The sequence below is a fragment of the Streptomyces sp. TRM68416 genome (genome assembly GCF_014596915.1).
Taxonomy (GTDB): domain Bacteria; phylum Actinomycetota; class Actinomycetes; order Streptomycetales; family Streptomycetaceae; genus Streptomyces.
On the sequence record NZ_JACVWU010000008.1, the window covers coordinates 23,572 to 45,680 of the forward strand.

17 protein-coding genes are annotated in these 22,109 nt (G+C 72.1%); 14 read left to right on the top strand and 3 right to left on the bottom strand.

The window, feature by feature from the left end; all coding sequences use genetic code 11:
* Positions 1 to 239: 239 nt before the first annotated feature.
* The 5 genes from ICC28_RS14800 to gatB all read left to right on the top strand — a co-directional run bounded on the left by ICC28_RS14800 (position 240) and on the right by gatB (position 6,296).
* Positions 240 to 2,498, top strand: a complete 2,259-nt coding sequence (locus ICC28_RS14800; RefSeq protein WP_188289020.1) for a putative bifunctional diguanylate cyclase/phosphodiesterase — start codon at positions 240 to 242, stop codon at positions 2,496 to 2,498.
* 236 nt (positions 2,499 to 2,734) lie between these two features.
* Positions 2,735 to 3,031, top strand: a complete 297-nt coding sequence (gene gatC, locus ICC28_RS14805) for an Asp-tRNA(Asn)/Glu-tRNA(Gln) amidotransferase subunit GatC (RefSeq protein WP_018531282.1) — start codon at positions 2,735 to 2,737, stop codon at positions 3,029 to 3,031.
* 5 nt (positions 3,032 to 3,036) lie between these two features.
* Positions 3,037 to 4,530: an Asp-tRNA(Asn)/Glu-tRNA(Gln) amidotransferase subunit GatA gene (gene gatA / locus ICC28_RS14810; RefSeq protein ID WP_188289021.1), complete on the top strand. Its 1,494-nt coding sequence runs from the start codon at positions 3,037 to 3,039 to the stop codon at positions 4,528 to 4,530.
* Positions 4,527 to 4,766, top strand: coding sequence for a hypothetical protein (locus ICC28_RS14815; protein WP_188289022.1), 240 nt, complete (start codon positions 4,527 to 4,529; stop codon positions 4,764 to 4,766). The genes gatA and ICC28_RS14815 overlap by 4 nt, the downstream gene beginning before the upstream one ends.
* A 15-nt stretch (positions 4,767 to 4,781) precedes the next feature.
* The gene (gatB, locus tag ICC28_RS14820; RefSeq protein ID WP_188289023.1) at positions 4,782 to 6,296 is read left to right on the top strand and encodes an Asp-tRNA(Asn)/Glu-tRNA(Gln) amidotransferase subunit GatB; all 1,515 of its coding nucleotides are present in this window, start codon (positions 4,782 to 4,784) and stop codon (positions 6,294 to 6,296) included.
* A gap of 83 nt (positions 6,297 to 6,379) precedes the next feature.
* On the opposite strand, the gene ICC28_RS14825 is transcribed toward gatB, so the two are convergent.
* Entirely contained in the window at positions 6,380 to 7,171 is a 792-nt protein-coding gene (locus ICC28_RS14825; protein WP_188289024.1) for an SAM-dependent methyltransferase, read from the bottom strand.
* 75 nt (positions 7,172 to 7,246) lie between these two features.
* Between ICC28_RS14825 and ICC28_RS14830 the strand changes: the two genes are divergently transcribed.
* The 7 genes from ICC28_RS14830 (at position 7,247) to ICC28_RS40540 (ending at position 14,881) form a co-directional block, all read left to right on the top strand.
* Positions 7,247 to 7,540, top strand: a complete 294-nt coding sequence (locus tag ICC28_RS14830; RefSeq protein WP_188289025.1) for a hypothetical protein — start codon at positions 7,247 to 7,249, stop codon at positions 7,538 to 7,540.
* Positions 7,541 to 7,733: 193 nt separating this feature from the next.
* Entirely contained in the window at positions 7,734 to 9,962 is a 2,229-nt protein-coding gene (locus ICC28_RS14835) for an MMPL family transporter (RefSeq protein WP_188289026.1), read from the top strand.
* The gene (locus ICC28_RS14840) at positions 9,940 to 10,515 is read left to right on the top strand and encodes a GNAT family N-acetyltransferase (protein ID WP_188289027.1); all 576 of its coding nucleotides are present in this window, start codon (positions 9,940 to 9,942) and stop codon (positions 10,513 to 10,515) included. Before ICC28_RS14835 ends, ICC28_RS14840 begins: the two co-directional genes overlap by 23 nt.
* 35 nt (positions 10,516 to 10,550) lie before the next feature.
* Complete coding sequence (locus ICC28_RS14845; protein ID WP_223188870.1) at positions 10,551 to 11,066, top strand: hypothetical protein; 516 nt, start codon at positions 10,551 to 10,553, stop codon at positions 11,064 to 11,066.
* 208 nt (positions 11,067 to 11,274) lie between these two features.
* A complete protein-coding gene (locus ICC28_RS14850; protein ID WP_188289029.1) occupies positions 11,275 to 11,460 on the top strand; it encodes a hypothetical protein in 186 nt (61 codons plus the stop codon).
* A 62-nt stretch (positions 11,461 to 11,522) separates the two neighbouring features.
* Positions 11,523 to 14,600, top strand: a complete 3,078-nt coding sequence (locus ICC28_RS14855) for a helix-turn-helix transcriptional regulator (protein WP_188289030.1) — start codon at positions 11,523 to 11,525, stop codon at positions 14,598 to 14,600.
* Between the two features lie 143 nt (positions 14,601 to 14,743).
* Positions 14,744 to 14,881, top strand: coding sequence for a hypothetical protein (locus tag ICC28_RS40540; RefSeq protein ID WP_223188871.1), 138 nt, complete (start codon positions 14,744 to 14,746; stop codon positions 14,879 to 14,881).
* A gap of 9 nt (positions 14,882 to 14,890) precedes the next feature.
* Here the strand turns inward: ICC28_RS40540 and ICC28_RS14865 are convergent, their stop codons facing one another.
* Positions 14,891 to 16,057: a PQQ-dependent sugar dehydrogenase gene (locus tag ICC28_RS14865; protein WP_188289031.1), complete on the bottom strand. Its 1,167-nt coding sequence runs from the start codon at positions 16,055 to 16,057 to the stop codon at positions 14,891 to 14,893.
* Between the two features lie 400 nt (positions 16,058 to 16,457).
* Positions 16,458 to 17,456, bottom strand: a complete 999-nt coding sequence (locus ICC28_RS14870; RefSeq protein ID WP_188289032.1) for an aldo/keto reductase — start codon at positions 17,454 to 17,456, stop codon at positions 16,458 to 16,460.
* 76 nt (positions 17,457 to 17,532) lie between these two features.
* Between ICC28_RS14870 and ICC28_RS14875 the strand changes: the two genes are divergently transcribed.
* On the top strand, positions 17,533 to 18,519 hold the full coding sequence (locus ICC28_RS14875; RefSeq protein ID WP_188289033.1) for a 2-hydroxyacid dehydrogenase: 987 nt from the start codon (positions 17,533 to 17,535) through the stop codon (positions 18,517 to 18,519).
* A gap of 407 nt (positions 18,520 to 18,926) precedes the next feature.
* Positions 18,927 to 21,926 (top strand): putative bifunctional diguanylate cyclase/phosphodiesterase, encoded by a 3,000-nt coding sequence (locus ICC28_RS14880; RefSeq protein WP_188289034.1) that lies wholly within the window; start codon positions 18,927 to 18,929, stop codon positions 21,924 to 21,926.
* The last annotated feature ends 183 nt before the right edge of the window (positions 21,927 to 22,109 follow it).

The window sequence follows — 22,109 nt, forward strand, 5'->3', positions numbered from 1 at the left end:
GGCGCATATCAGATGCATACGGGTGGCCGGGGCGCATTCGGGCAACCGTCGACGACCGCTGCCCGTGGAAGCCTTCTGCGGCCTACTGTTGAGATGTGCGCCTGCCGTGCCCAGCTGCGGTTGGGGCATTCCCTTGCTCTCGGTGAGCCGGGGGAAGGGTTTTCCAACGCGGTGCCGTTGAAGGTTGTCGGGCATCGGGCCGCGTGGCGTGGGCACCGCCGGCTGTGAGAGGGACGGGAATGGAACCGACCGAGAGCGCCGCCCCGGACTCACGCCTGCGCCGGGTCACCGGCGCATGGCGGGCGAGCCGGTGGTCCGGGCGGACCGCCGGGCGTCCGGGCGCGGAGGGGCGCGCCACCGGACCGCTCTCCGGCCCGATCGGCGCACCGGACGGCCGTGGCACCGCACAGCTCACCGCCGAGTGCCTGCCCGGCATGCCGGGACCCGAGCCGGAACGGCACCTGTCCTGGCCCGCGCTGCCCGCGGCGGTCGTCGCGGCGGCCGGCTTCGTGCTCGGCGCCGGCTTCTACCGCGCCTTCGCCGGCAGCCACGCCCTCTTCCCGTCCGGCACCGTCGGCTGGTCCCTCGCCGTGCTCACCGGCATCATCGTCGGCCACCTGGTCGCCCTCGGCCGCGCCCGCTGGTGGGGCGGCACCGGCTCCGGCGCCGCCCTCACCCTCGCCGTACTGATGCTGTACGGCTGGGTGCCCGCCGGCATGGTCAGCCTCACCGTCGTCGTCCTCGTCGGCGTCGCCAGACGCCACCGCTGGCGACAGGGCGTCCTGCACGGCTCGGTGGACATCCTCGGCATCGCCGCGGGCGCCCTCGTGCTGGCCGCCTTCGGCCGGGTCCCGTCCGTCGAGAGCCCCTGGGACCCCGGCACCTGGACGCTCTACACCGTCCCCGAGGTGGTGCTGGTCGCCGCCGCCTACCTCCTGGTCAGCCGCACCCTGCTCTGGTACCTGCACGCCCCGCGCACCGGCGGCCGGCTGCCCACGGTCGCCCGTACCGCCCTGGCCAGACAGGGCCTGGTCGCGGTCGCGCTGCTCGGCATCGCCCCGCTGGTCTGCGTCGTCGCCTTCGCCCAGCCGGTGCTGCTGCCGCTGTTCTCCATCCCGCTGATCGCCCTCGACTCCACCCTGTGGATAGCCCGGGCCCGCGCGGAGGAGCAGTTGCGTGATCCGCTGACCGGGCTCCCCAACCGGCAGTGGCTGCTGGAGCGCATCTGGACCGCCCTCGACGACGCCGAGCGCATCGGCGCCCGGTCCGCCCTGATGCTGATCGACCTGGACCGTTTCCGTTCGGTCAACGACACCCTCGGCCATCTGGCCGGTGACCGGCTGCTGCTGCAGATAGCGGACCGGCTGCGGGTGGCGCTGCCGCGGGGTGCGGAGGCCGCGCGGCTCGGCGGTGACGAGTTCGCCGTCTTACTGCCCGTCGCCGACTCCACCACCTCCGCGACCCGGGTCGCCCGCAACCTGGTCGCCGACCTCAGCTCCCCGCTCGACCTCGACGGCCTCACCCTCGTCCTGGAGGCCAGCGCCGGGGTCGCCGTCTTCCCGGACCACGCCCTGGACGCCGAGGGCATGCTGCGCCGCGCGGACGTGGCGATGTACCAGGCGAAGCGGGACCGTACCGGCGTCGAGGTCTACGAGTCCAAGCGGGACTCCAACACCCCCGACCGGCTGGGACTGCTGGGGGACCTCAGAAGGGCCCTCGACGCGCACGAGGTGCAGCTGCACTACCAGCCCAAGGTCCGCTTCGACGGCCAGGTGGCCGGCCTGGAGGCCCTGGTCCGCTGGGTGCACCCCGAGCGCGGCAAGGTGCCGCCGGACGAGTTCATAGCCATCGCCGAGTCCTCCGGGCTGATGCCCCACCTCACCGAGTACGTACTGGAGACGGCGCTCGGCCAGGTCGCCCGCTGGCGGGCCCAGGGCCTGCACGTGCCGGTGGCCGTCAACGTCTCCCCGCGCGACGTCCACACCCCCGGCTTCGCCGGTTCCGTCGCCGCCCGGCTGGCCCGTCACGGCGTCCCCGCGGGCTCGCTCCAACTGGAGATAACGGAGCACGTCCTGCTGGAGGACCCGCAGCGCGCCGCCGACACCCTCGCCGGGCTGACCGGGCACGGCGTGAAGATGTCCCTGGACGACTTCGGCACCGGCTACTCCTCCCTCGTCCACCTGCGGCGGCTGCCCGTCAGCGAGCTGAAGATCGACCGCTCGTTCGTGGCCCGGCTGGCCGTCGACACCGAGGACGCGGAGATCGTGCGCTGCACCGTGGACCTCGCCCATTCCCTCGGCCTCCTCGTGGTCGCCGAGGGCGTCGAGGACGACGAGACCTGGGAGCGGCTGCGCGACCTGGGCTGCGACGCCGTACAGGGCTGGCTCGTCGCGGCGGCCATGCCCCCCGAGGAGACCACCGCGTGGCTGCGGGCGCGGGGATCCCGTGGCTGGCAGCGTCCGGCGGCGGCGCTGCCGGCGGCTGCGGCGGACGAGTAGCACCCGGCGGGACCATACCGTCCGCGGACAGTCGTCGTTCGCCTGCGGGCTCGTCGTGGCTGGTCGCGCCCCGCGGCGGAGCCGCATATCGAGACAGCCCCGCGCCCCTTGGGGCGCTGCCGAACCGCCGTCGAATGCGCCAGGGCCGCCCGCCGGGGAAACCGTTTAACGGCCACAGCCCCCCGCCCCATAGGATTGGCCCCAAACCACACACACTCACCCCAGAGGATCGCTGCATGCCTGGCATCACGCGCGAGGAGGTCGCCCACCTCGCCCGGCTGGCGCGTCTGGAGCTGAAGCCCGAAGAGCTTGATCACTTCGCCGGCCAGCTGGACGACATCATCGGCGCGGTGGCCCGCGTCAGCGAGGTCGCCGACCAAGACGTACCGCCGACCTCCCACCCGCTTCCGCTGACGAACGTCATGCGGGCGGACGAGGTCCGTCCGTCGCTCACCCCCGAGCAGGCGCTCTCCGGCGCCCCGGCCCAGGAGCAGCAGCGTTTCAAGGTGCCGCAGATCCTGGGGGAGGACTAACAGCCATGACGGACATCATCAAGCTCACGGCCGCCGAGACCGCCGCGAAGATCGCCTCCGGCGAGCTCACGGCCGTCGAGGTCACCGAGGCCCACCTGGCCCGTATCGAGGCCGTGGACGAGAAGGTCCACGCCTTCCTGCACGTCGACCGCGAGGGCGCGCTCGCGCAGGCCCGTGCCGTCGACGAGAAGCGGGCGAAGGGCGAGAAGCTCGGGCCGCTGGCCGGCGTCCCCCTCGCGCTGAAGGACATCTTCACCACCGAGGGCATCCCGACCACGGTCGGCTCCAAGATCCTGGAGGGGTGGATCCCGCCGTACGACGCCACCCTCACCAAGCGTCTGAAGGCCGCCGACGTCGTCATCCTCGGCAAGACCAACATGGACGAGTTCGCCATGGGGTCCTCCACCGAGAACAGCGCCTACGGCCCGACCGGCAACCCCTGGGACCTCACCAAGATCCCCGGCGGCTCCGGCGGCGGCTCCTCCGCCGCGCTGGCCGCGCACATGGCCCCGCTCGCCATCGGCACCGACACCGGCGGCTCCATCCGCCAGCCGGCCGCCGTCACCGGCACGGTCGGCGTGAAGCCGACGTACGGGGCCGTCTCGCGCTACGGCATGGTCGCCTTCTCCAGCTCCCTCGACCAGGGCGGCCCCTGCGCCCGTACGGTCCTGGACGCGGCGCTCCTCCACGAGGTGATCGCCGGGCACGACCCGATGGACTCCACCTCCATCGACGCCCCGGTCCCGCCGGTCGTCGAGGCCGCCCGCAACGGCAGCGTCGAGGGCATGCGCGTCGGCGTGGTCAAGCAGTTCCGCGGCGAGGGCTACCAGGCCGGCGTCATCCAGCGGTTCGACGAGTCGGTCGAACTGCTGAAGGAGCTGGGCGCCGAGATCGTAGAGCTGGACTGCCCGTCCTTCGACCTCGCCCTGTCGGCGTACTACCTGATCGCGCCGAGCGAGTGTTCGAGCAACCTCGCCCGCTTCGACGGCCTGCGCTACGGCCTGCGTACCGGCGACGACGGCACGCGCTCCGCCGAGGAGGTCACCTCCCTCACCCGTGAGGCGGGCTTCGGCCCCGAGGTCAAGCGCCGCATCATGCTCGGTACGTACGCCCTGTCGAGCGGCTACTACGACGCGTACTACGGCAGCGCCCAGAAGGTCCGTACGCTCATCACGCGCGACTTCGAGAAGGCCTTCGAGCAGGTCGACGTGATCGTCTCGCCGACGACCCCGACCACCGCCTTCGCGATCGGCGAGCGCGCCGACGACCCGATGGCGATGTACCTCGCCGACCTGTGCACCATCCCGACCAACCTGGCGGGCAACGCGGCCATGTCGCTGCCCTGCGGCCTCGCCCCGGAGGACAACCTCCCGGTGGGCCTCCAGATCATCGCCCCGGCGCTGAAGGACGACAGGCTTTACAAGGTCGGCGCAGCCGTCGAGGCCGCCTTCGTGGAAAAGTGGGGGCACCCGCTTCTTGAGGAGGCTCCGTCGCTGTGAGCAAGCTGTCCAAGGCCAAGGACTTCAAGAAGTCCAAGTCCGGTACGTACCTGTCGATTGCCAGCACCGCGTTCGGCGCGGTGGGTGTCGCCAAGCAGATCAAGAAGGCCCGCGCCGAGCAGGACACGCTCCGGCTGATCGACGCCACCGTCTCCGCGGTCGCGATCGTCACCGGTCTCGCCATCCTGTACCGCGAACTGAAGCGGCTGGGCGACGACGACGTCCTGCTGGGCTGAGAGGGAAGTTTCACCGTGACCACCACGACCGAACTGGTGTCGTACGAGGACGCGCTGGCGTCGTACGACCCCGTCATGGGCCTTGAGGTCCATGTCGAACTCGGCACCAAGACCAAGATGTTCTGCGGCTGTTCGACCGCTCTCGGTCAGGACGCCAACACGCAGACCTGTCCCGTCTGCCTCGGCCTGCCCGGCGCGCTCCCGGTCGTCAACGCGACCGGCGTCGAGTCGGCGATCAAGATCGGTCTCGCGCTGAACTGCGAGATCGCCGAGTGGTGCCGCTTCGCCCGGAAGAACTACTTCTATCCGGACATGCCGAAGAACTTCCAGACCTCCCAGTACGACGAGCCGATCGCCTTCGACGGCTATCTCGACGTGCAGCTGGAGGACGGCGAGACCTTCCGCGTGGAGATCGAGCGCGCCCACATGGAGGAGGACACCGGCAAGTCGACGCACGTCGGCGGCGCCACCGGCCGTATCCACGGCGCGTCCCACTCCCTGCTGGACTACAACCGCGCCGGCATCCCGCTCATCGAGATCGTCACCAAGCCGATCGTCGGTGCCGGGGAGCGCGCTCCCGAGGTCGCCCGGGCCTACGTCCGTGAGCTGCGCGAGCTCATCAAGGCGCTCGGCGTCTCCGAGGCCCGGATGGAGATGGGCCAGATGCGCTGCGACGTGAACCTCTCGCTGATGCCCAAGGGCAGCGCGACGTTCGGTACGCGCTCGGAGACGAAGAACGTCAACTCGCTGCGTTCCGTGGAGCGTGCGGCCCGGTTCGAGATCCAGCGGCACGCGGCCGTTCTGAACAGCGGCGGCACGATCGTGCAGGAGACCCGCCACTTCCACGAGGACACGGGGTCGACGACCTCGGGCCGTGTGAAGGAGGAGGCCGAGGACTATCGGTACTTCCCGGAGCCGGACCTGGTTCCCGTCGCCCCCTCCCGCGAGTGGGTGGAGGAGATCCGCGCCGGTCTGCCCGAACTGCCGCTGGCCCGCCGCAACCGGCTCCTCGCCGAGTGGGGCATCTCCGCCACCGACATGCAGGCGATCCTGAACGCCGGTGCGCTGGACCCGATCGTCGCCACGATCGACGCCGGTGCCGACGCGGCCTCCGCCCGCAAGTGGTGGATGGGCGAGCTGGCGCGCAGCGCCAACGAGTCGGGCACGTCCCTCGACGAGCTGGCCATCACCCCGGCGCAGGTCGCCCGGGTGACCGAGCTGGTCTCCAAGGGCGACCTCAACGACAAGCTGGCCCGTCAGGTCATCGAGGGCGTCCTCGCGGGCGAAGGCACCCCGGACGAGGTCGTCGACAAGCGCGGTCTGAAGGTCGTCTCCGACGAGGGCGCGCTCACCACCGCCGTCGAGGAGGCCATCGCCGGCAACCCGGCCATCGCGGACAAGATCCGCGGCGGCAAGGTCGCCGCGGCCGGTGCCCTGGTCGGCGCGGTCATGAAGGCCACCCGCGGCCAGGCCGACGCGGCCCGCGTCAAGGAGCTGATCCTGGAGAAGCTGGGCGTCAGCGAGGGCTGAGGCGCACCGAGCGACGGCCCCGGAGGTTCGCGCCTCCGGGGCCGTCGCCGTACGTACGCCCTGCGTACGCGCCGTACGGGTACCTACCGGCGGCGCCCGACGAGCCGTACGAAGCCCAGCGCGCGGCCCTCGTCCGCCCGTACCGCCTCCGCGACCCGGCGGGCCATCGTGCGGTGGAACTCCTCCGGGCTCGCCTCGGCGACGATCTCGCACCACAGCAGCCAGTCCCGCCAGCCGTCCTGGAGCCAGTCCGCGGCCTCGACCTCGACGGCTCCGCTGCGCGTCCACTGGCGCCGCCACCAGTCGGGGGAGTGGAAGCACCACCAGTCGGGCTCCCACCACGGGGCGAGGTGCTCCGGCGGCTCGGTGCCGACCGGTTCCTCGCGGAGTGCGGGGACGACGACCCCGATCCGGCCGCCGGGCTTGAGCAGCCGGGTCAGGGTGGGCAGGTAGAGGTCGTTCGTGCCGAAGTACTGGTAGGCGTCGATGCTGACGATCGCGTCGAAGCTCGCCTCGGCGAAGGGAAGGTCGTGCGCTTCGGCGTGCACGGGCAGCACCTGGTCGGCGAAACCGGCCTCGGCGATGCGCCGGGCGTTGTCGTCCGGCGCGATCCACAGATCGGCGGCGGTGACCTGGGCGTCGTACTCCCTGGCGAGGAAGACCGAGGTCATCGCCCGGCCGCAGCCCAGGTCGAGGACCCGGGCGCCGGGGCGCAGCTCCTCCAGTCCCAGGGCGGGGGCCAGCCACTCCAGCAGCCACAGGGCGTTGGGGCCCATCTGGTTCTCGACGACCCAGTGGGCGTCGTAGCCGTTGCTGCGGGGGTAACGGGGGTGGGCCAGGCGCTCATCGAGGCCTTCGCGGGGGGTGGTGTCCATGAGGATGTCACCCAACCATCCCGCGCCCGCCCCCGCATCCGGATTTCCCAGGGGGACCGACTACGCTCGCCCGCCATGAGTGGAAGCGCTGATTCCGACACCCCTGCGGACATAGCCGAGGTGCCCGAGGCGCGCCGGGCCCGCTGGGCGGCGGTCACGGCCGGGGCGCTGCTGACCCTGGCCGGGCTCGCCGCCGCGACGCTGCGCGCCACCGGCTCCGCGCCGCCGCTCGTCCCCGCCGCCTACGCCCTCGGCGCCGCCGTCTGCGCCCTCGCGGCGGTCCTCGGCTCCCGCGGCCGTACCCGGCGGGCCCTGTGGCTGCTGATCGCCGGGGTGACGGTCATGGCGGTCGGAGACCAGTTCGACTGAGGTGACACGGCGGGCGTTACTGTCCTGTGATCTGGCTCCCACTCCTGTGAATAAGCCCACGAACCGACAAAACGATCACTTTCGCCTGTAAGAGTGGTCCTCGCATTGCTCATGCGTTCTTTGCGGGCTGTTCACCACATGAACGACTGTTCCCGGTCAAAGATCCGTACATCGTCCTCCTGGGAGCACGTTCGTGGCAGCACTCGCACGCTGGTGTGTCCAGCGCCGCCTCGTCGCCGTTCTGCTGTGGCTCCTCGCCTTCGGCGGGGTGACCGCGGGAGCGGCCGTCGCAGGCGCCGCCTACTCGAACGACTACCAGGTCCCCGGCACCGAGTCGGGCCGCGCCACCCAGCTGCTCCAGGACGGCTTCCCCGGCCTCGGCGGCGACAGCGACACGGTCGTCTGGCACACCGACTCCGGCACCGTCCGCGCCGCCGACGTGCAGCAGACGATGAATCGCGCCCTGGAGGAGATCGCCGGCCTGCCCGGCGTGGCCGCGGTGGCCGGCCCCTACGACGACCGCGGCGCGGGCCAGGTCAGCGCGGACGGGCGTACCGCCTACGCCACCGTCGTCTTCGAGGACACGGCCGAGAACATCGACCGGGCCGAGGCCCAGGCCGTGGTGGACACCGCGCAGGCCGCCGGGACCGACGGGCTCCAGGTGGAGCTGGGCGGCAGCGCCGTCGCGCTCACCGAGTCCTCCGGCGGGCATCTCGCCGAGGTGGTCGGCGTGGCCGTAGCGGCGGTCGTCCTCTTCCTCGCCTTCGGCTCGCTCGCCGCCGCACTGCTGCCCATCGCCACCGCCCTGGTCGGCGTCGGCACCGCCTACGCGGGGATCGTGCTGCTCGGGCATGCCATGACCGTCGCCGACTTCGCGCCCATGCTCGGCATGCTCATCGGCCTCGGCGTCGGCATCGACTACGCGCTGTTCATCGTGACCAGACACCGGCGCGGCCTGAAGCGCGGACTGCCCGTCGCCGAGTCGATCGCGAACGCCGTCGCGACCACCGGACGCGCGGTCGTCTTCGCGGGTGCCACCGTTTGCATCGCCCTGCTGGGCATGCTCATCCTGCGGCTCGGCTTCCTCAACGGCGTCGCCGTCGCCGCCTCCCTGACCGTGGTGCTCACCGTCGCCGCCTCGGTGACCCTGCTGCCCGCCCTGCTCTCCTTCATCGGCATGCGCGCCCTGAGCCGCCGCGAGCGGCGCAGGCTCGCCGAGCACGGACCCGAGCCCGAGCTGCCGACCGGCTTCGCCGCCCGCTGGTCGGCGTTCGTCGAGCGCCACCCCAAACTGCTCGGCGCCCTCGCCCTGGTCGTCATCACCGTCCTCGCCCTGCCCACCCTCGGCCTCCGCCTCGGCACCTCCGACCAGGGCAACAACCCCGGGACCTCGACCACACGCCAGGCCTACGACCTCCTCGCCGACGGCTTCGGACCCGGCGTGAACGGCCCGCTCACCCTGGTCACGCACGTCGACGGCGCCGCCGACCGGCTCGCCCTGGACAACCTCGACGCCACCCTGCGCACCACCGAGGGCGTCGCGTCGGTGACGCCGGTGACGTACGACGCGGGCGGCGACACCGCGTACCTCACCGTGCTGCCCGAGTCCTCGCCGCAGTCCGAGCGCACGAGCGAACTGGTGGAGCGGCTGCGTTCCGACGTGCTGCCCCGCGCCGAGACCGGCACCTCGCTCGACATCCACGTCGGCGGCATGACGGCCGGCTACGACGACTTCGCCGACGTCATCGTCGGCAAGCTGCCGCTCTTCGTAGGCGTCGTCGTCGGCCTCGGCTGCGTCCTGCTGCTGCTCGCCTTCCGGTCCGTCGGCATCCCGCTGAAGGCCGCCGCGATGAACATCGCCGCCGTCGCCGCCGCGTTCGGTGTCGTCGTCGCCGTCTTCCAGTGGGGCTGGGGGAGCGAGTTCCTGGGCCTCGGCCGCGCCGGGCCGATCGAGCCCTTCCTCCCCGTGATCATGGTGTCGGTCCTCTTCGGGCTCTCCATGGACTACCAGGTCTTCCTCGTCAGCCGGATGTACGAGGAGTGGCTGGAGACCGGCGACAACCGGCGTGCCGTCCGGATCGGCCTCGCCGAGACCAGCCGGGTGATCAACTCCGCCGCGGTCATCATGATCTCGGTCTTCCTCGCCTTCGTCCTCAGCGGCGACCGCGTGATCGCCATGTTCGGCATCGCGCTCGCCGCCGCCGTCGCCCTGGACGCCTTCGTCCTGCGCACCCTCCTCGTCCCCGCCCTCATGCACCTCCTCGGCGGCGCCAACTGGTGGCTGCCGCGCCGGCTGGACGCCCTGCTGCCGCGGATCAGCATCGAGCCGCCCGAGTGCCGCGCCGCCCATGAGAGGCTGGCCGACGTCGTGGAGGAGCTGGAGAAGGAGCGACGGGAAGATGTACGCGATATCGCTGGGTGACGACGGAGCCGTCCTGCGGCCCCTGGAGCCCTGGCACGCCGAGGAGTTCCTCGCCCACCTGGAGCGGGGGCGGGAGTTCATCAACCAGTACGTCCCGTTCGGCTCCAAGGCCACCGACCCTGCCAGCGCGCGCGAGACGCTCCAGCGCTATGCCGACATGCGCGCCGCCGACACCGGGTCGCTGCACGGGCTGTGGCTGGACGGCAAGCTCGTCGGCGGAGTGCTCTTCCTGAACTTCGACGCGGAGGCCCGCAACTGCGAGGTCGGATGCTGGCTGGAGCCCGCCGGAACCGGCCGCGGACTGATCACGCGCGCGATGCGGGTGCTCCTGGACTGGGCCTTCGGCGAGCGCGGCATGCACCGCGTGGAGTGGCACGCGGCGTCCGGCAACGAGCCCAGCATCAACGTGGCCCGGCGGCTCGGCATGAGCCGGGAGGGCGTGCTGCGGGAGAACTGGCCCCACCACGGGGTGCGGCACGACACCGAGGTGTGGGCGGTGCTCGCCCCCGAGTGGCACGCCGCACGCGCGCGTGCCGCTCACAACGATCATTAAGCAACCTCTCAGAGAGCGTCCGTACGGTGCGAGGCATGGGAACGAGGACAGTGGACGAGACCGAGGCCAACGTGAAGACCGAAGAGGAGCCGGTGGACGTCGACGCCACCGAGGCCGATGAGGCGACGCCGCAGGAGGAGGCCCCGGAATCCCGCCCCACCTTCGTGGGCCAGGGCGCGGGCGCCGTCGTCTCCGTGGCGCTCGGCCTCGTCTCGCTGACCGGCGGCTGGATCGGCACGGTCGCCGCCGCGCGCGAGACGCTCATCGGCCAGCTGGAGACCTCGTCCGGCGCGAGCGTCGCCAAGCAGGTCCAGGAGGTCTACGGCGACGCCTGGCAGACCACCGCCCTGTGGGCCGGCCTGTTCGCGCTGCTCTCCCTGGTCATCGGCGTCGTCGTGCTCGCCCGGCCCGCGTTCGGCGTGCCCGGCGAACCGCAGCCGGTGTGGATCAAGTCGGTCGCCTGGGCGGGTGTCGCCCTCGGTGTCATCGGCCTGCTGCTGGCCGTCCTCAAGTACACCGACGTCCTGCTCGGCCTGCCCTCGACCAGTTGACCTCGACCCGCGCCACCGCAGGTCCCGATGAGGGGTCTTAGGCCCTCCGTAAGCACCTTACGGACGGTCTGAGGCCCCTCAGACGCGTCTAAGGCCCCGCCCGCCGCCGAAGATGCGGAACTCTCCCGATGTGACCGACCCCCCTGGGAGACGAGAGTGGAGGCATCGCAGGGAGCGAGCCGAAAACCAACTCTCAACAGGGGAAACCATGTTCGCGTACGAGATCCACCACTTCCGTTCCGCCGACCTCATCCGTGAGGCCCAGCACGAGCGGCTGGCCCGCGAGGCCCTGCGCGGCCGCCGCGCCGCCCGCCGGGAATCCGCACGACGCGCCGCCGAGGGCGAGGTGCATACCTCCCGCCTCAGTCGGATCCGGTCCGCCCGTACCGCATGAACGCCAAGGGGCCGGCGGACCGCCCGGGGAAAACCGGTGCCCCGCTGTCGGAGCCGCGTGCGATGCTCTGGCCTGTGGAAACCCAGTCCGTCAGCCCGGTGTTCATCGGCCGCGCCGATGAGTTGCAGATCCTGAACGACGCGCTCGCCCGCGCAGGCGCCGGGGACACCTCCCAGGCGTTCGGCGCGGGCGGAGAGCCGCAGGCGTTGTTGATAGGCGGTGAGGCCGGCGTCGGCAAGACGCGCCTGGTCGAGGAGTTCGCCGACGCCGCCGCCCGCAGGGGAGCCGTCGTCGCCCTCGGCGGCTGCGTCGAGATCGGCGCCGACGGGCTGCCCTTCGCACCGTTCTCCACCGCCCTGCGCGCCCTGCGCCGGGCCCTGCCGGACGAACTGGCCGCCGCTGCCGCCGGCCAGGAGAGCGAACTGGCCCGGCTGCTGCCCGAACTCGGCGAGACCGGCTCGGGACGGCACGACGAGGAGAGCATGGCCCGCCTCTTCGAACTCACCGCCCGCCTGCTGGAACGCGTCGCCGCCGACCGCACGGTCGTGCTCGCCCTGGAGGACCTGCACTGGGCCGACGCCTCCACCCGGCACCTCCTCGCCTACCTCGTCCGCACCCTGCGCACCGGCCGCCTCGTCGTCCTCGCCACCTACCGCTCCGACGACATCCACCGCCGCCATCCCCTGCGCCCCCTGCTCGCCGAACTGGACCGGCTGCGCACCGTCCGCCGGATCGAGCTCGCCCGCTTCAGCCGCGCCGAGGTCGGCCGCCAGATGGCCGGCATCCTCGCCACCGAGCCCGACCCGGCCCAGGTCGACGAGGTCTTCGCACGCTCCGACGGCAACGCCTTCTTCGTCGAGGAACTCGCCGTCGCCGCCCAGGACTGCTGCTGCACCGGACTCACCGACTCCCTGCGCGACCTGCTGCTGGTCCGGGTCGAGGCCCTGCCCGAGAGCGCCCAGCGGGTCGCCCGGATCGTCGCCGAGGGCGGCTCCACCGTGGAGCACCGGCTGCTCGCCGCCGTCGCCCGGCTCCCCGAGGACGACCTCATCGAAGCGCTGCGGGCCGCCGTCCACGCCGGCATCCTGCTGCCCGCACCCGACGGCGACGGCTACCGCTTCCGCCACTCCCTGGTCCGCGAGGCCGTCAGCGACGACCTGCTGCCCGGCGAACGCTCCCGCCTCAACCGCGGCTACGCCGAGGCTCTGGAGGCCGATCCGAGCCTCGTCCCCGCCGACGAACGCGTGATGCGCCTGGCCAGCTACTGGTACCACGCCCACGACGCCGCCAAGGCCCTGCCCGCCGTCCTCGACGCCTCCGTCGCGGCCCGCCGCCGACACGCCTACACCGAGCAACTGCGGCTGCTGGAACGGGCGATGGAACTGTGGGACACCGTCCCCGACGAGGTCCGCGCCCGGCTGCGCCCCGTCGACTACACCGAGGTCTACCCTCCTTGCGGCTGCGACCCGGCGACCACCCCCCTGCGCTACCTCGACCTGATGGCCGAGGCCGCCGTCGCCGGCCGGCTCTGCGGGGAACGCGAACGCGCCCTGAGAACCACCAAGCGGGCCCTGCACCTGCTGGCCGACGGCGACGATCCGCTGCGCGCCGCCTGGTTCTGGATCCAGCGTTCCCGTCTCACACAGGCGCAGGCCCGCGGCGACGGCTGGCAGGAGATTGCCACCGCCCAGGAGCTGGTGCGCGGCCTGCCGCCGTCCGAGGTGCACGCCGAGGTGCTGACCACGGCCGCCTCCTGGGCCATGACCCACAGCCCCGGCCCGGAGGCCGTCACCGCCGCCGAGCGCGCCGTCGAGTACGCGCGCATGGTCGGCGCCACCGACATCGAGCTCAACGCCCGGCTCACCCTCGGCGGGCTCCTGGTCGAGGCCGGGGACATCGAGGCCGGACTCACCCTGATGCACGAGGTCAAGGAGCAGGCGGCGGACCGGGGGCCCCTCGCCGTGCTGGGACGCAGCTACGTCAATCTGCCGTCCGCCCTGGAAGCCATAGGCCGCTCCGAGGAAGCGGCAGGCGTCCTGCGCGAAGGGCTGCGCGTCACCCGGGAACGGGGCTTGCGGTATTCCGAGGCCTGGTGCTGGGCCAACCTCGCCGAGTCACTGATCTCCCTGGGGCGCTGGGACGAGGCGGCCGAGGCCGCGATCCAGGCCCAGCGCGCAGGACAGAACCCCGAGCCGCGCGGCATCAGCTTCAACTGCCTTGCCTATCTGTCCCTCTCCGGCGGCCAGCTCGACGAGGCCGCCCGCCACCTGGCCGAGAGCCGCGCCGCCTTCGGCACGCACGACCCCATGCCGCAGAACATCCTCCCCGTGTCCCGGCTCACCATCGAGATCGCCGCCGCCGAGGGCCGCATCCTCGACGCCCGCGCCGAACTCCTGCGCACCCTGGACACCGGCTTCCGGCCCGGCACCCAGCGCCACGCCTGGCCCCTGCTGCTGGCCGCCGCCACCGCCGAGGCCGACGCCCGCACCCTGCCCGCCGCCGACGAAGGCCGCGCCGACACCCTCGACCGCCTCTTCGGCGCCGTCAAGTCCCTCACCACCGACGCCCCCGTCTGGCTCGCCCACGAGCTGTGGGTACGCGCCGAACTCCAGCGCGCCGAGGGCCACACCCCCCTCGACCTCTGGTCGCGGGCGGTCGCCGCGTTCGAACACCTGCAACGCCCCTACGACCTCGCCCGCCTCCGCCTGCGTCTGGCCGAGGCCCTCCTGACGACCGGCGGCGAGGAGCAGCGGGCCCGCGCCGCGGAACTGCTCCGCCTCGCCCACGCCGTCGCGGACCATCTGCGCGCCCGCCCCCTGGCGGAGGCCGTCACCCTGCTCGCCCAGCGCGGCCGCCTCGCCCTGACCCCCGTTCCCCGGCAGTCGTCCGCCCCCGCGGACCCCGTCGAGTCCCTCGGCCTCACCACCCGCGAACGCGACGTGCTGCGCCTGGTGTCGTCCGGCCGCACCAACCGCCAGATCGCCGAGGAACTGTTCATCTCCCCGAAGACGGCCAGCGTCCACGTGTCGAACATCCTGGCCAAGCTCGGCGTCTCGGGGCGGGGGGAGGCGGCGGCGGTGGCACATCGGCTGGGGATGTTCGAGGCGGGGGACGACGCGGCGCGGCTCGGTGCGGGATAGTCCTGGTAGACGACCAGGAGGAGCCGTGTTGTACCAGCGAGTTCACCGAACGCGCCGCGGCGCAGCGTGACGCGATCCCCGAGGACCGTCGCAAGCTCCTGGAGCGCGGGCTCCTGAAGCTGGCCGAGGACCCGTTCACGCCGGTGTCGCAGGCTGTGAGCGGCGAGGACATCCGCGTCGTCTCCGTCGCGCCCGGGCTGACGGTCGGCTACATGGTGCACCGGGCGTTCCTGATCCTGGTCTCCGTGGCCGTCCTCGACAAGTCGCTCATAGACGAGTAGCGGCGCGGCCTACGACACCTGCACCTCCAGAATCCGGTCGTCCTCGTCCGCCGGGCTGCCGCGTCCGTCCGTGTTGCTGGTCGTCAGCCACAGCTTGTCGCCGCCGGCGGAGACCACCGTGCGCAGCCGGCCGTACTCGCCCTCCAGGAAGGCCTGCGGGTCGGCCGATGCCTCCGTTCCCTGGAGGGGCACGCGCCACAGGCGCTGGCCCCTCAGCCCGGCCATCCAGATCGAGCCCTCGGCGTGGGCGATGCCGCTGGGGGAGGCCTCCTCCGTGCTCCACTGGGCCAGCGGGTTGTGGAACGCCGAGTCGTCGGACTTGCCCTCGGCCTCCGGCCAGCCGTAGTTGTCGCCGGGCTTGATCGCGTTCAGCTCGTCCCAGGTGTTCTGGCCGAACTCCGCGGCGAACAGGCGCTGCTTGGAGTCCCAGGCCAGACCCTGCACATTGCGGTGGCCGTACGAGTGGACGGGGGAGTCCGGGAAGGGGTTGCCCGGCGCGGGCTCGCCCTCGGGGGTCAGCCGCAGGATCTTGCCGCCCGGGGACTCCTTGTCCTGGGACAGGCCCTCCTCGCCGCTCTCGCCGGTGCCGACGTACAGCATCTTGTCCGGGCCGAAGGCGATCCGGCCGCCGTTGTGGACGAAGCCCTTGGGGATGCCCTTGAAGACCGTGTCGGGGGCGCCGAGCTGCTCGCCGGTGGGCTTGTCCTCGTTGTAGAGCATGCGGACGATGCGGTTGTCCGAGGCCGAGGTGAAGTAGGCGTAGACCATGCGGTCCGAGGCGTAGTCCGGGGAGAGCGCGAGGCCCATCAGACCGCCCTCACCGGCCGGGGACACCCCGGGCACCTCGCCCAGCTCCGTCTTCTTGCCGGTCTCCGTGTCGACCCGGGTGATCGTGGCCTCGTCGCGGGAGGAGACGAGCAGGTCGCCGTCGGGCAGCGGGGCCAGGCCCCACGGAGTGTTCAGACCCTCGGCGACCGTCCGGGTCACCTTGGCCGAGCCCTTCGCGGGCGGTGCCTCCTCGGTCGCCCGCGAGGGCGGCGAACCGGACGCCGTCCCGTCCGGCGTCCGCCCGGCATCACCGCCGGCCGTTCCTCCCCCGTCGTCGGAACAGCCGGCTGTGAGCAGGAGCGCGGCAGCGGCCAGCACGGCCGACACAGCTCGACGTTGCACGATCATGGTCCCTTCGACGGCGGTCCCCAGCGCGGGCTCTACATGTCTTACACCGCTCGCGCCTCACAGGTTCCCGATCACCAAAACCTCAACCGCACCCGACCGGTCCGCCTCGTCCCACGCGCTGGGGCCACCTCGTGGACCCCACGCCCTGGACCCGACTCGCTCCGCCGGACGTGCCGTGACGGGTCGCCGTTCGCCTGCGGGCTCGTGGTGGCCGGTCGCTCCCCCATGCTCGGCTTTGCTCGCGCGGGGGACCCCCCATCGGACCCCCATCGGACCCCCATCGCGGGGGAGCCGCTGACAGATACAGCCCCGCGCGCCTTCGGGGCGCTGCCGAGCCGCAGCCGAATGCGCCAGGTCCGCTCAAGAACAGTCCCCCCACACCCAGCCCCGCACTGCCCCCTCAGTCCCAGGACCCCAGTGCCGCGGGCAGCTTCCCCACCTCCGCCAGGTCCTCCGGCGTCAGCCGAAGCGCCTCCGCCGCCGCGTTCTCGGACACCCAGCGCTCCTGTTTGGCCCCCGGCACCGGGACCACGTGGCGGCCCTGGGCCAGTACCCACGCCAGGGCCACCTGGGCCGGAGTGACGTGCTCGCCGTGGCGGTGGGCGATGCGGCGCAGACCGGCGACGATCGGCTGGTTGGCGGCCATCATCTCGGCGGTGAAACGGGGGTGCCGGGCACGTACGTCGTCCGGCTCGAAGCCCTCGCCCGGCGTCAGCGTGCCGGTCAGGAAGCCGTTGCCCAGGGGCATCGCGGCGAGGAAGCCGATGCCGCGCGTCTCGCACCACGGCAGCAGGGACTCCAGGGCCTCCGGCGACCACACCGACAGCTCCGCCTGCACCGCGCTGACCGGGAACACCTGCTGCACCCGCCGCAGCTGACGGATCGTGGCGTCGTGCAGGCCGGTTCCGGAGCGGCGGCCGCCGCGCGCTCCCACCGCGCACAGTCCCAACGCCCGTACCTTTCCCGCCCGGACGAGCTCCGCCATCGCCCCCCACGTCTCCTCGACGGGCACCTCGGGGTCGGCGCGGTGCAACTGGTAGAGGTCGATGACGTCCGTCTGCAGGCGCCGCAGCGACGCGTCGCACGCCCGCTTCACATAGCCGGGGCGGCCGTTGGCGACGATGTGCTGCTCACCGACCAGCAGCCCGACCTTGGTCGACACGAAGGCGTCCTGCCGGCGCTCCTTCAACACCCGCCCCAGCAGCAGCTCGTTGGTGAACGGGCCGTACATGTCGGCCGTGTCCAGCAGAGTCGAGCCGGAATCGAGCGCCCGGTGCACGGCCCTCAGCGACTCGGCACCGCGCTGCCGCGATCCGCTGTACGCCCAGCTCATCGGCATGCACCCGAGTCCGACAGCCCCCACCGTGAGCGCCGCCGCGCCGATCGTCCTGCGCTCCACCTGCTCGTGACCCTCCCTCTTCCGGCTCCCCAACCTAACCTCTGCCGTCCCGCACGCCTGACATAGCCTCCTGGGCATGACTGCTGACGTGTGGCTCCCCATCCCGCCGGAAGAGATCGCAGGGCTCCCGGCGGGCCCCAACTACCTTTTCTGGGACGGGGGCGAGGACGGTGACCAGCCGTTCCCCGGAGACCCCGCCGACTGCGTGATGTACGTCGTCCCGTACATGAAGAGCCTGCCGGTGCGGGTCGGCCCGCTGGAGCACCTGCGGAACGTGCGGGTCATCCAGACGCTGACCGCGGGCGTCGACGACGTACTGGCCCGGCTGTCCGTGGTGGCGCCGGGCGTGACGCTGTGCAACGCGCGCGGAGTGCACGAGGCCAGCACGGCCGAACTCGCCCTCACGCTGACCCTCGCCTCGCTGCGGGGCATCCCCGAGTTCGTCCGGGCGCAGCAGCGGGAGCACTGGCAGGGCGCCTTCTACCCCTCCCTCGCCGACAAGAACGTCCTCATCGTCGGCTACGGCTCCATCGGCGCCGCCATCGAGGACCGGCTCGCGCCCTTCGAGTGTGCGCGGGTGGCGCGCGTCGCGCGCTCCGCGCGCACCACGGAGCGCGGGCCGGTGCATCCGTTCACCGAGCTGCACGCCCTGCTCCCCGAAGCGGATGTCGTCATCCTGTCCACGCCGCTCACCGAAACCACCCACCACCTGGCCGGCGCCGACTTCCTGGCCCGTATGAAGGACGGCGCGCTCCTGGTCAACGTCGCCCGCGGCGCCGTGGTGGACACCAAGGCGCTCCTGGCCGAACTGGAGAACGGCCGTATCACCGCCGCACTCGACGTCACCGACCCCGAGCCGCTGCCGCCCGGTCATCCCCTGTGGCATGCGCCGGGTGTGCTCATCAGCCCTCACGTGGGCGGACCGACATCCGCGTTCCTGCCGCGCGCCAAGCGGCTGCTGGTGGACCAGTTGAACCGATTCGTGAACCGGGAGCCCCTGCGCAACGTGATCCTTACGACGGGTGCCGCAAGCGCCCGAGCCGCAGACGCAACAGACGCGTAACCCACTTCGGGTACCCTCCGCAACCTTCCGGGCGCGGTGCGTACCCGCATGTCGTCGGTCGTCACGGAGCGTAGAGAAGCTATGTCCCTGAGTGACGAGACTGGTGTATCGTCCCGACAGGGGCTGCGCCGCGCACCGTTCGGCGCCGGGGATGGACATTGCAGACTGTGAGGGGGGCGACGGGCGATGCACGGCCTATGGACGAACGATCCGACGCGGCGGGGCCGCCGGCGGCGACCCTGGCGCAGGGCAGCGCGCAGACGCGGCCCCCACGGCAGTCACGGTGGCCAGCACGGCCAGCACGGTCATCACACCCATCACCGGCGGCACAGCAGCCGCAGGAAGCATGCGCACCCAGCACACCGGGACCCGCGGGACCCGGGAGCGGCGCGGACCGGGAGGACCCGGTGAACTCGCCGTCGCCTCCCACGACCGTGCTCCACGGAGCGCTGCGGGCTCAGCCCTCGTCGGGGGCGCTGCTGCCCCGGTCGCCGTTCGGGGGCGGCGGGTCCGGTCTGCTCCCCCAACTCGTCCTGGCCCTGCTGTGCGCGGGGTACGCCGTCGGCTCCGCGCTCGGCTGGGGTTCGGCACAAGTCGCGCTGATCATGGGTGACTTCGGACTGAGCGCGGCGGCCGGTACCGCCGCCGTCTCCTGCTTCCTCTACGCCCGAAGCCGCCGCATCCGCTTTCGACCGGCCTGGCTGCTGTTCGCCTTCTCCTCCGCGATGGCGGCCCTGGGCAACCTGGTCTGGGGCTGGTACGAGGTCGTCCTGAAGCAGCCCGTGCCCAGCCCCAGTTACGCGGACGGCTTCTTCCTCTGCTTCGCCCCGCCCGCCATCGTGGGGCTGCTGGTGCTCGCCAAGCGCCCTGTGACAAAGGCCGGTTGGGTCTGCCTCGCGCTGGACGCCTGGCTGATCGGCGGCTCGCTGCTCACGCTGTCGTGGAGCCTCGCCCTGGCCCAGACGGCGGCCCAGACCGGGGCGTCGAGCGTGGCCCACACCGCGCTGTCGCTGGCCTACCCGCTGCTCGACATCGCCCTGGTCAGCATGGTGCTCGCACTGCACTTCCGGCGCTCGTCGGTCAACCGCACCGCGGTGAACACCGCAATCGGCGCACTGGCCCTGACCGTGATGTGCGACGCCCTGTTCACCTCACCGCTGATGCACAACAACTACCGCTCCGGGCAACTGCTCGACGCGGGCTGGTTCGCCGGCTCCCTGCTGCTCGCCTACGCCCCCTGGGCCACCTCCCGGCACGGCGACGCCGAGCACCGGGAGAGCACCGGGTACACGCGCGTGGTGCGCGAGCACCTGCCGGGCCGCAGCGGCACCCACCACGTGCCCGTGCAGGGAGGCGATCACAGCCGGTATCCGGCGGCCCGGCCGATCGCCGGCTCCCTGGCGGCCCTCACGCCCTACCTCGCCGCCGCCGTCTGCACCCTGGGCATCCTCTACAACGTCCTCAACGGCCGCAGCGTCGACCGGGTCGTCCTCATCACCGGCGGCACCGTCGTCCTCGCCCTCGTGGTGCGCCAGGGCATCATGCTGCTCGACAACATCACCCTCACCCAGGAACTGGCGCAGAAGGAGAACCACTTCCGCTCCCTGGTGCAGGGCTCCAGCGACGTCATCATGATCGCCGCGCCCAGCGGCATCCTCCGCTATGTCTCCCCGGCCGCCGCCGGCGTCTACGGCCGCCCCGCGGAGGAGCTGGTGGGGACGGAACTGGCCAACCTCATCCACCCGGAGGACCTGGGCTGCGTGGTGCACGAAGTGCGCCGCTTCCTCGCCGCCAGCCCACTTGAGGAACCCACTACGCGCATCGAGTGCCGCTTCCGCTCCGGAGACGGAGGCTGGCTGAACGTCGAGTCGACCGTCAACCGCCACCACGGCGGCCTCATCTTCAACAGCCGGGACGTGACCGAAAGGGTGCGCCTGCAGGCGCAGCTCCAGCACAACGCCGAACACGACCCGCTCACCGACCTGCCCAACCGCGCCCTGTTCACCAAGCGCGTCCAGCAGGCCCTGTCCGGCCGACGCGCCTCCGACCGCGGCGCCGCCCTGCGCGGCACGGCCGTCCTCTTCATCGACCTCGACGGCTTCAAGGCCGTCAACGACACCATCGGGCACCAGGCCGGGGACGAACTGCTGGTCCAGGCCGCCCGCAGACTCCAGGAGGCGGTCCGGCACGGCGACACCGCATCCAGACTGGGCGGTGACGAGTTCGCCGCCCTCATCGTCGGGGACGGCACCCGTGACCGCACCGCCCGTGAACGCCACATCCTGGAACTGGCCGACCGTCTGAGGCTCACGCTGTCGCAGCCGTACGTCATCGACGGCAACGATGTCCGGGTCGCCGCCTCCATCGGCGTCGCCTTCGCCGAACCCGGCCTCGGCGCGGGGGAGCTGCTGCGCAACGCCGACCTCGCGATGTACCGCGCCAAAGCGGCCGGCAAGGGCCGCGTCGAGCTGTACAAGCCGCAGATGCAGCAGGACGTCGTACGCAAGGCGGAGTTGGCGACGCGGCTGCGGGCCGCGCTGCACGACGGCGAGTTCGCGCTGCTGCACCAGCCGGTGGTCTGTCTGGAGGACGGCCGGATCACGTCGGTCTCCGCCCAGGCGCGCTGGCGGTCCTCGCAGGGCGTGCTGTTCACCCCGGCCGAGTTCCTGCGGGTGGCCGAGGACAGCGACAAGACCGCCGAGCTGGGCCGCTGGATGCTGGAGGAGGCCGTGGAGCAGGCCGCCGAGCGCACCGCGACCGGGCTCGCCGTCCCCGTCACGGTCCGGATGGGCGCGCGGCGGCTGCTGGACCGTTCGCTGCCGCCCGGCTCGATCGAGGCGCTGCTGACCCGGTACGGGCTGCCGTCGGGCTCCCTGGTGATCGAGCTGTCCGACACCGACCCGCGGGTTCAGCTGGACGAGCTGGAGCGGCGGCTGAGCGCCCTGCGCAGACTGGGCGTGCGGATCGCCCTGGACGGCTTCGGCGGCGGCGTCGCGGCCATCACCGCCCTGCGCAGGCTCCCCGCCGACATCCTCAAGCTGGACCGCAGCCTGGTCGAGGGCGTCGTCGAGTCCGCCCGGCTGTACAAGATCACCAGCGGGCTGCTGCGGATCGCCACCGATCTGGGCCTGCAGTCCGTGGCCGACGGCGTGGACCTGCCCGAGCAGGTCGTCGCGCTGCGCGCGATGGGCTGCACCCACGGCCAGGGCATGGCGTTCTCCGGCCCGCTGGACGAGTACCGGCTGCGCCGGGCGCTCGGTTCCGGCCATTATCCGGTGCCGCACGGACCGGTGGAGCCCGCGTTCGCGGGGGGCGCCACGGCGGGGTACGCCCGCGGGGTGCCCGCGATTCTCGGAGGCGGCAGCGTGCTTCGCTCACATAATGAGACTCCCGTCCCACCACCTTGACACGCGGTGCGTGCCGGGGGGAGGGTCAGTGCCATGCGCACCCGAATTCTCGTACTTGGAAAGCGCGTCGGCTGACGCTGAGCCCTCGACCGCTCAGCGACCCACTCCCGGCGCGCTCCCCTCGCTTGCCTAACGGCACGAGGGGTTTTTTGTTGCACAGGCAGCAGTCGTACACCGCACAAA

Coding starts and splice junctions, on each gene's coding strand:
- ICC28_RS14800 (WP_188289020.1), top strand. CDS start 240: ATGGAACCGACCGAGAGCGCCGCCCCGGACTCACGCCTGCGCCGGGTC.
- gatC (WP_018531282.1), top strand. CDS start 2,735: ATGCCTGGCATCACGCGCGAGGAGGTCGCCCACCTCGCCCGGCTGGCG.
- gatA (WP_188289021.1), top strand. CDS start 3,037: ATGACGGACATCATCAAGCTCACGGCCGCCGAGACCGCCGCGAAGATC.
- ICC28_RS14825 (WP_188289024.1), bottom strand. CDS start 7,171: ATGGACACCACCCCCCGCGAAGGCCTCGATGAGCGCCTGGCCCACCCC.
- ICC28_RS14830 (WP_188289025.1), top strand. CDS start 7,247: ATGAGTGGAAGCGCTGATTCCGACACCCCTGCGGACATAGCCGAGGTG.
- ICC28_RS14840 (WP_188289027.1), top strand. CDS start 9,940: ATGTACGCGATATCGCTGGGTGACGACGGAGCCGTCCTGCGGCCCCTG.
- ICC28_RS14845 (WP_223188870.1), top strand. CDS start 10,551: ATGGGAACGAGGACAGTGGACGAGACCGAGGCCAACGTGAAGACCGAA.
- ICC28_RS14850 (WP_188289029.1), top strand. CDS start 11,275: ATGTTCGCGTACGAGATCCACCACTTCCGTTCCGCCGACCTCATCCGT.
- ICC28_RS14855 (WP_188289030.1), top strand. CDS start 11,523: ATGCTCTGGCCTGTGGAAACCCAGTCCGTCAGCCCGGTGTTCATCGGC.
- ICC28_RS14865 (WP_188289031.1), bottom strand. CDS start 16,057: ATGATCGTGCAACGTCGAGCTGTGTCGGCCGTGCTGGCCGCTGCCGCG.
- ICC28_RS14875 (WP_188289033.1), top strand. CDS start 17,533: ATGACTGCTGACGTGTGGCTCCCCATCCCGCCGGAAGAGATCGCAGGG.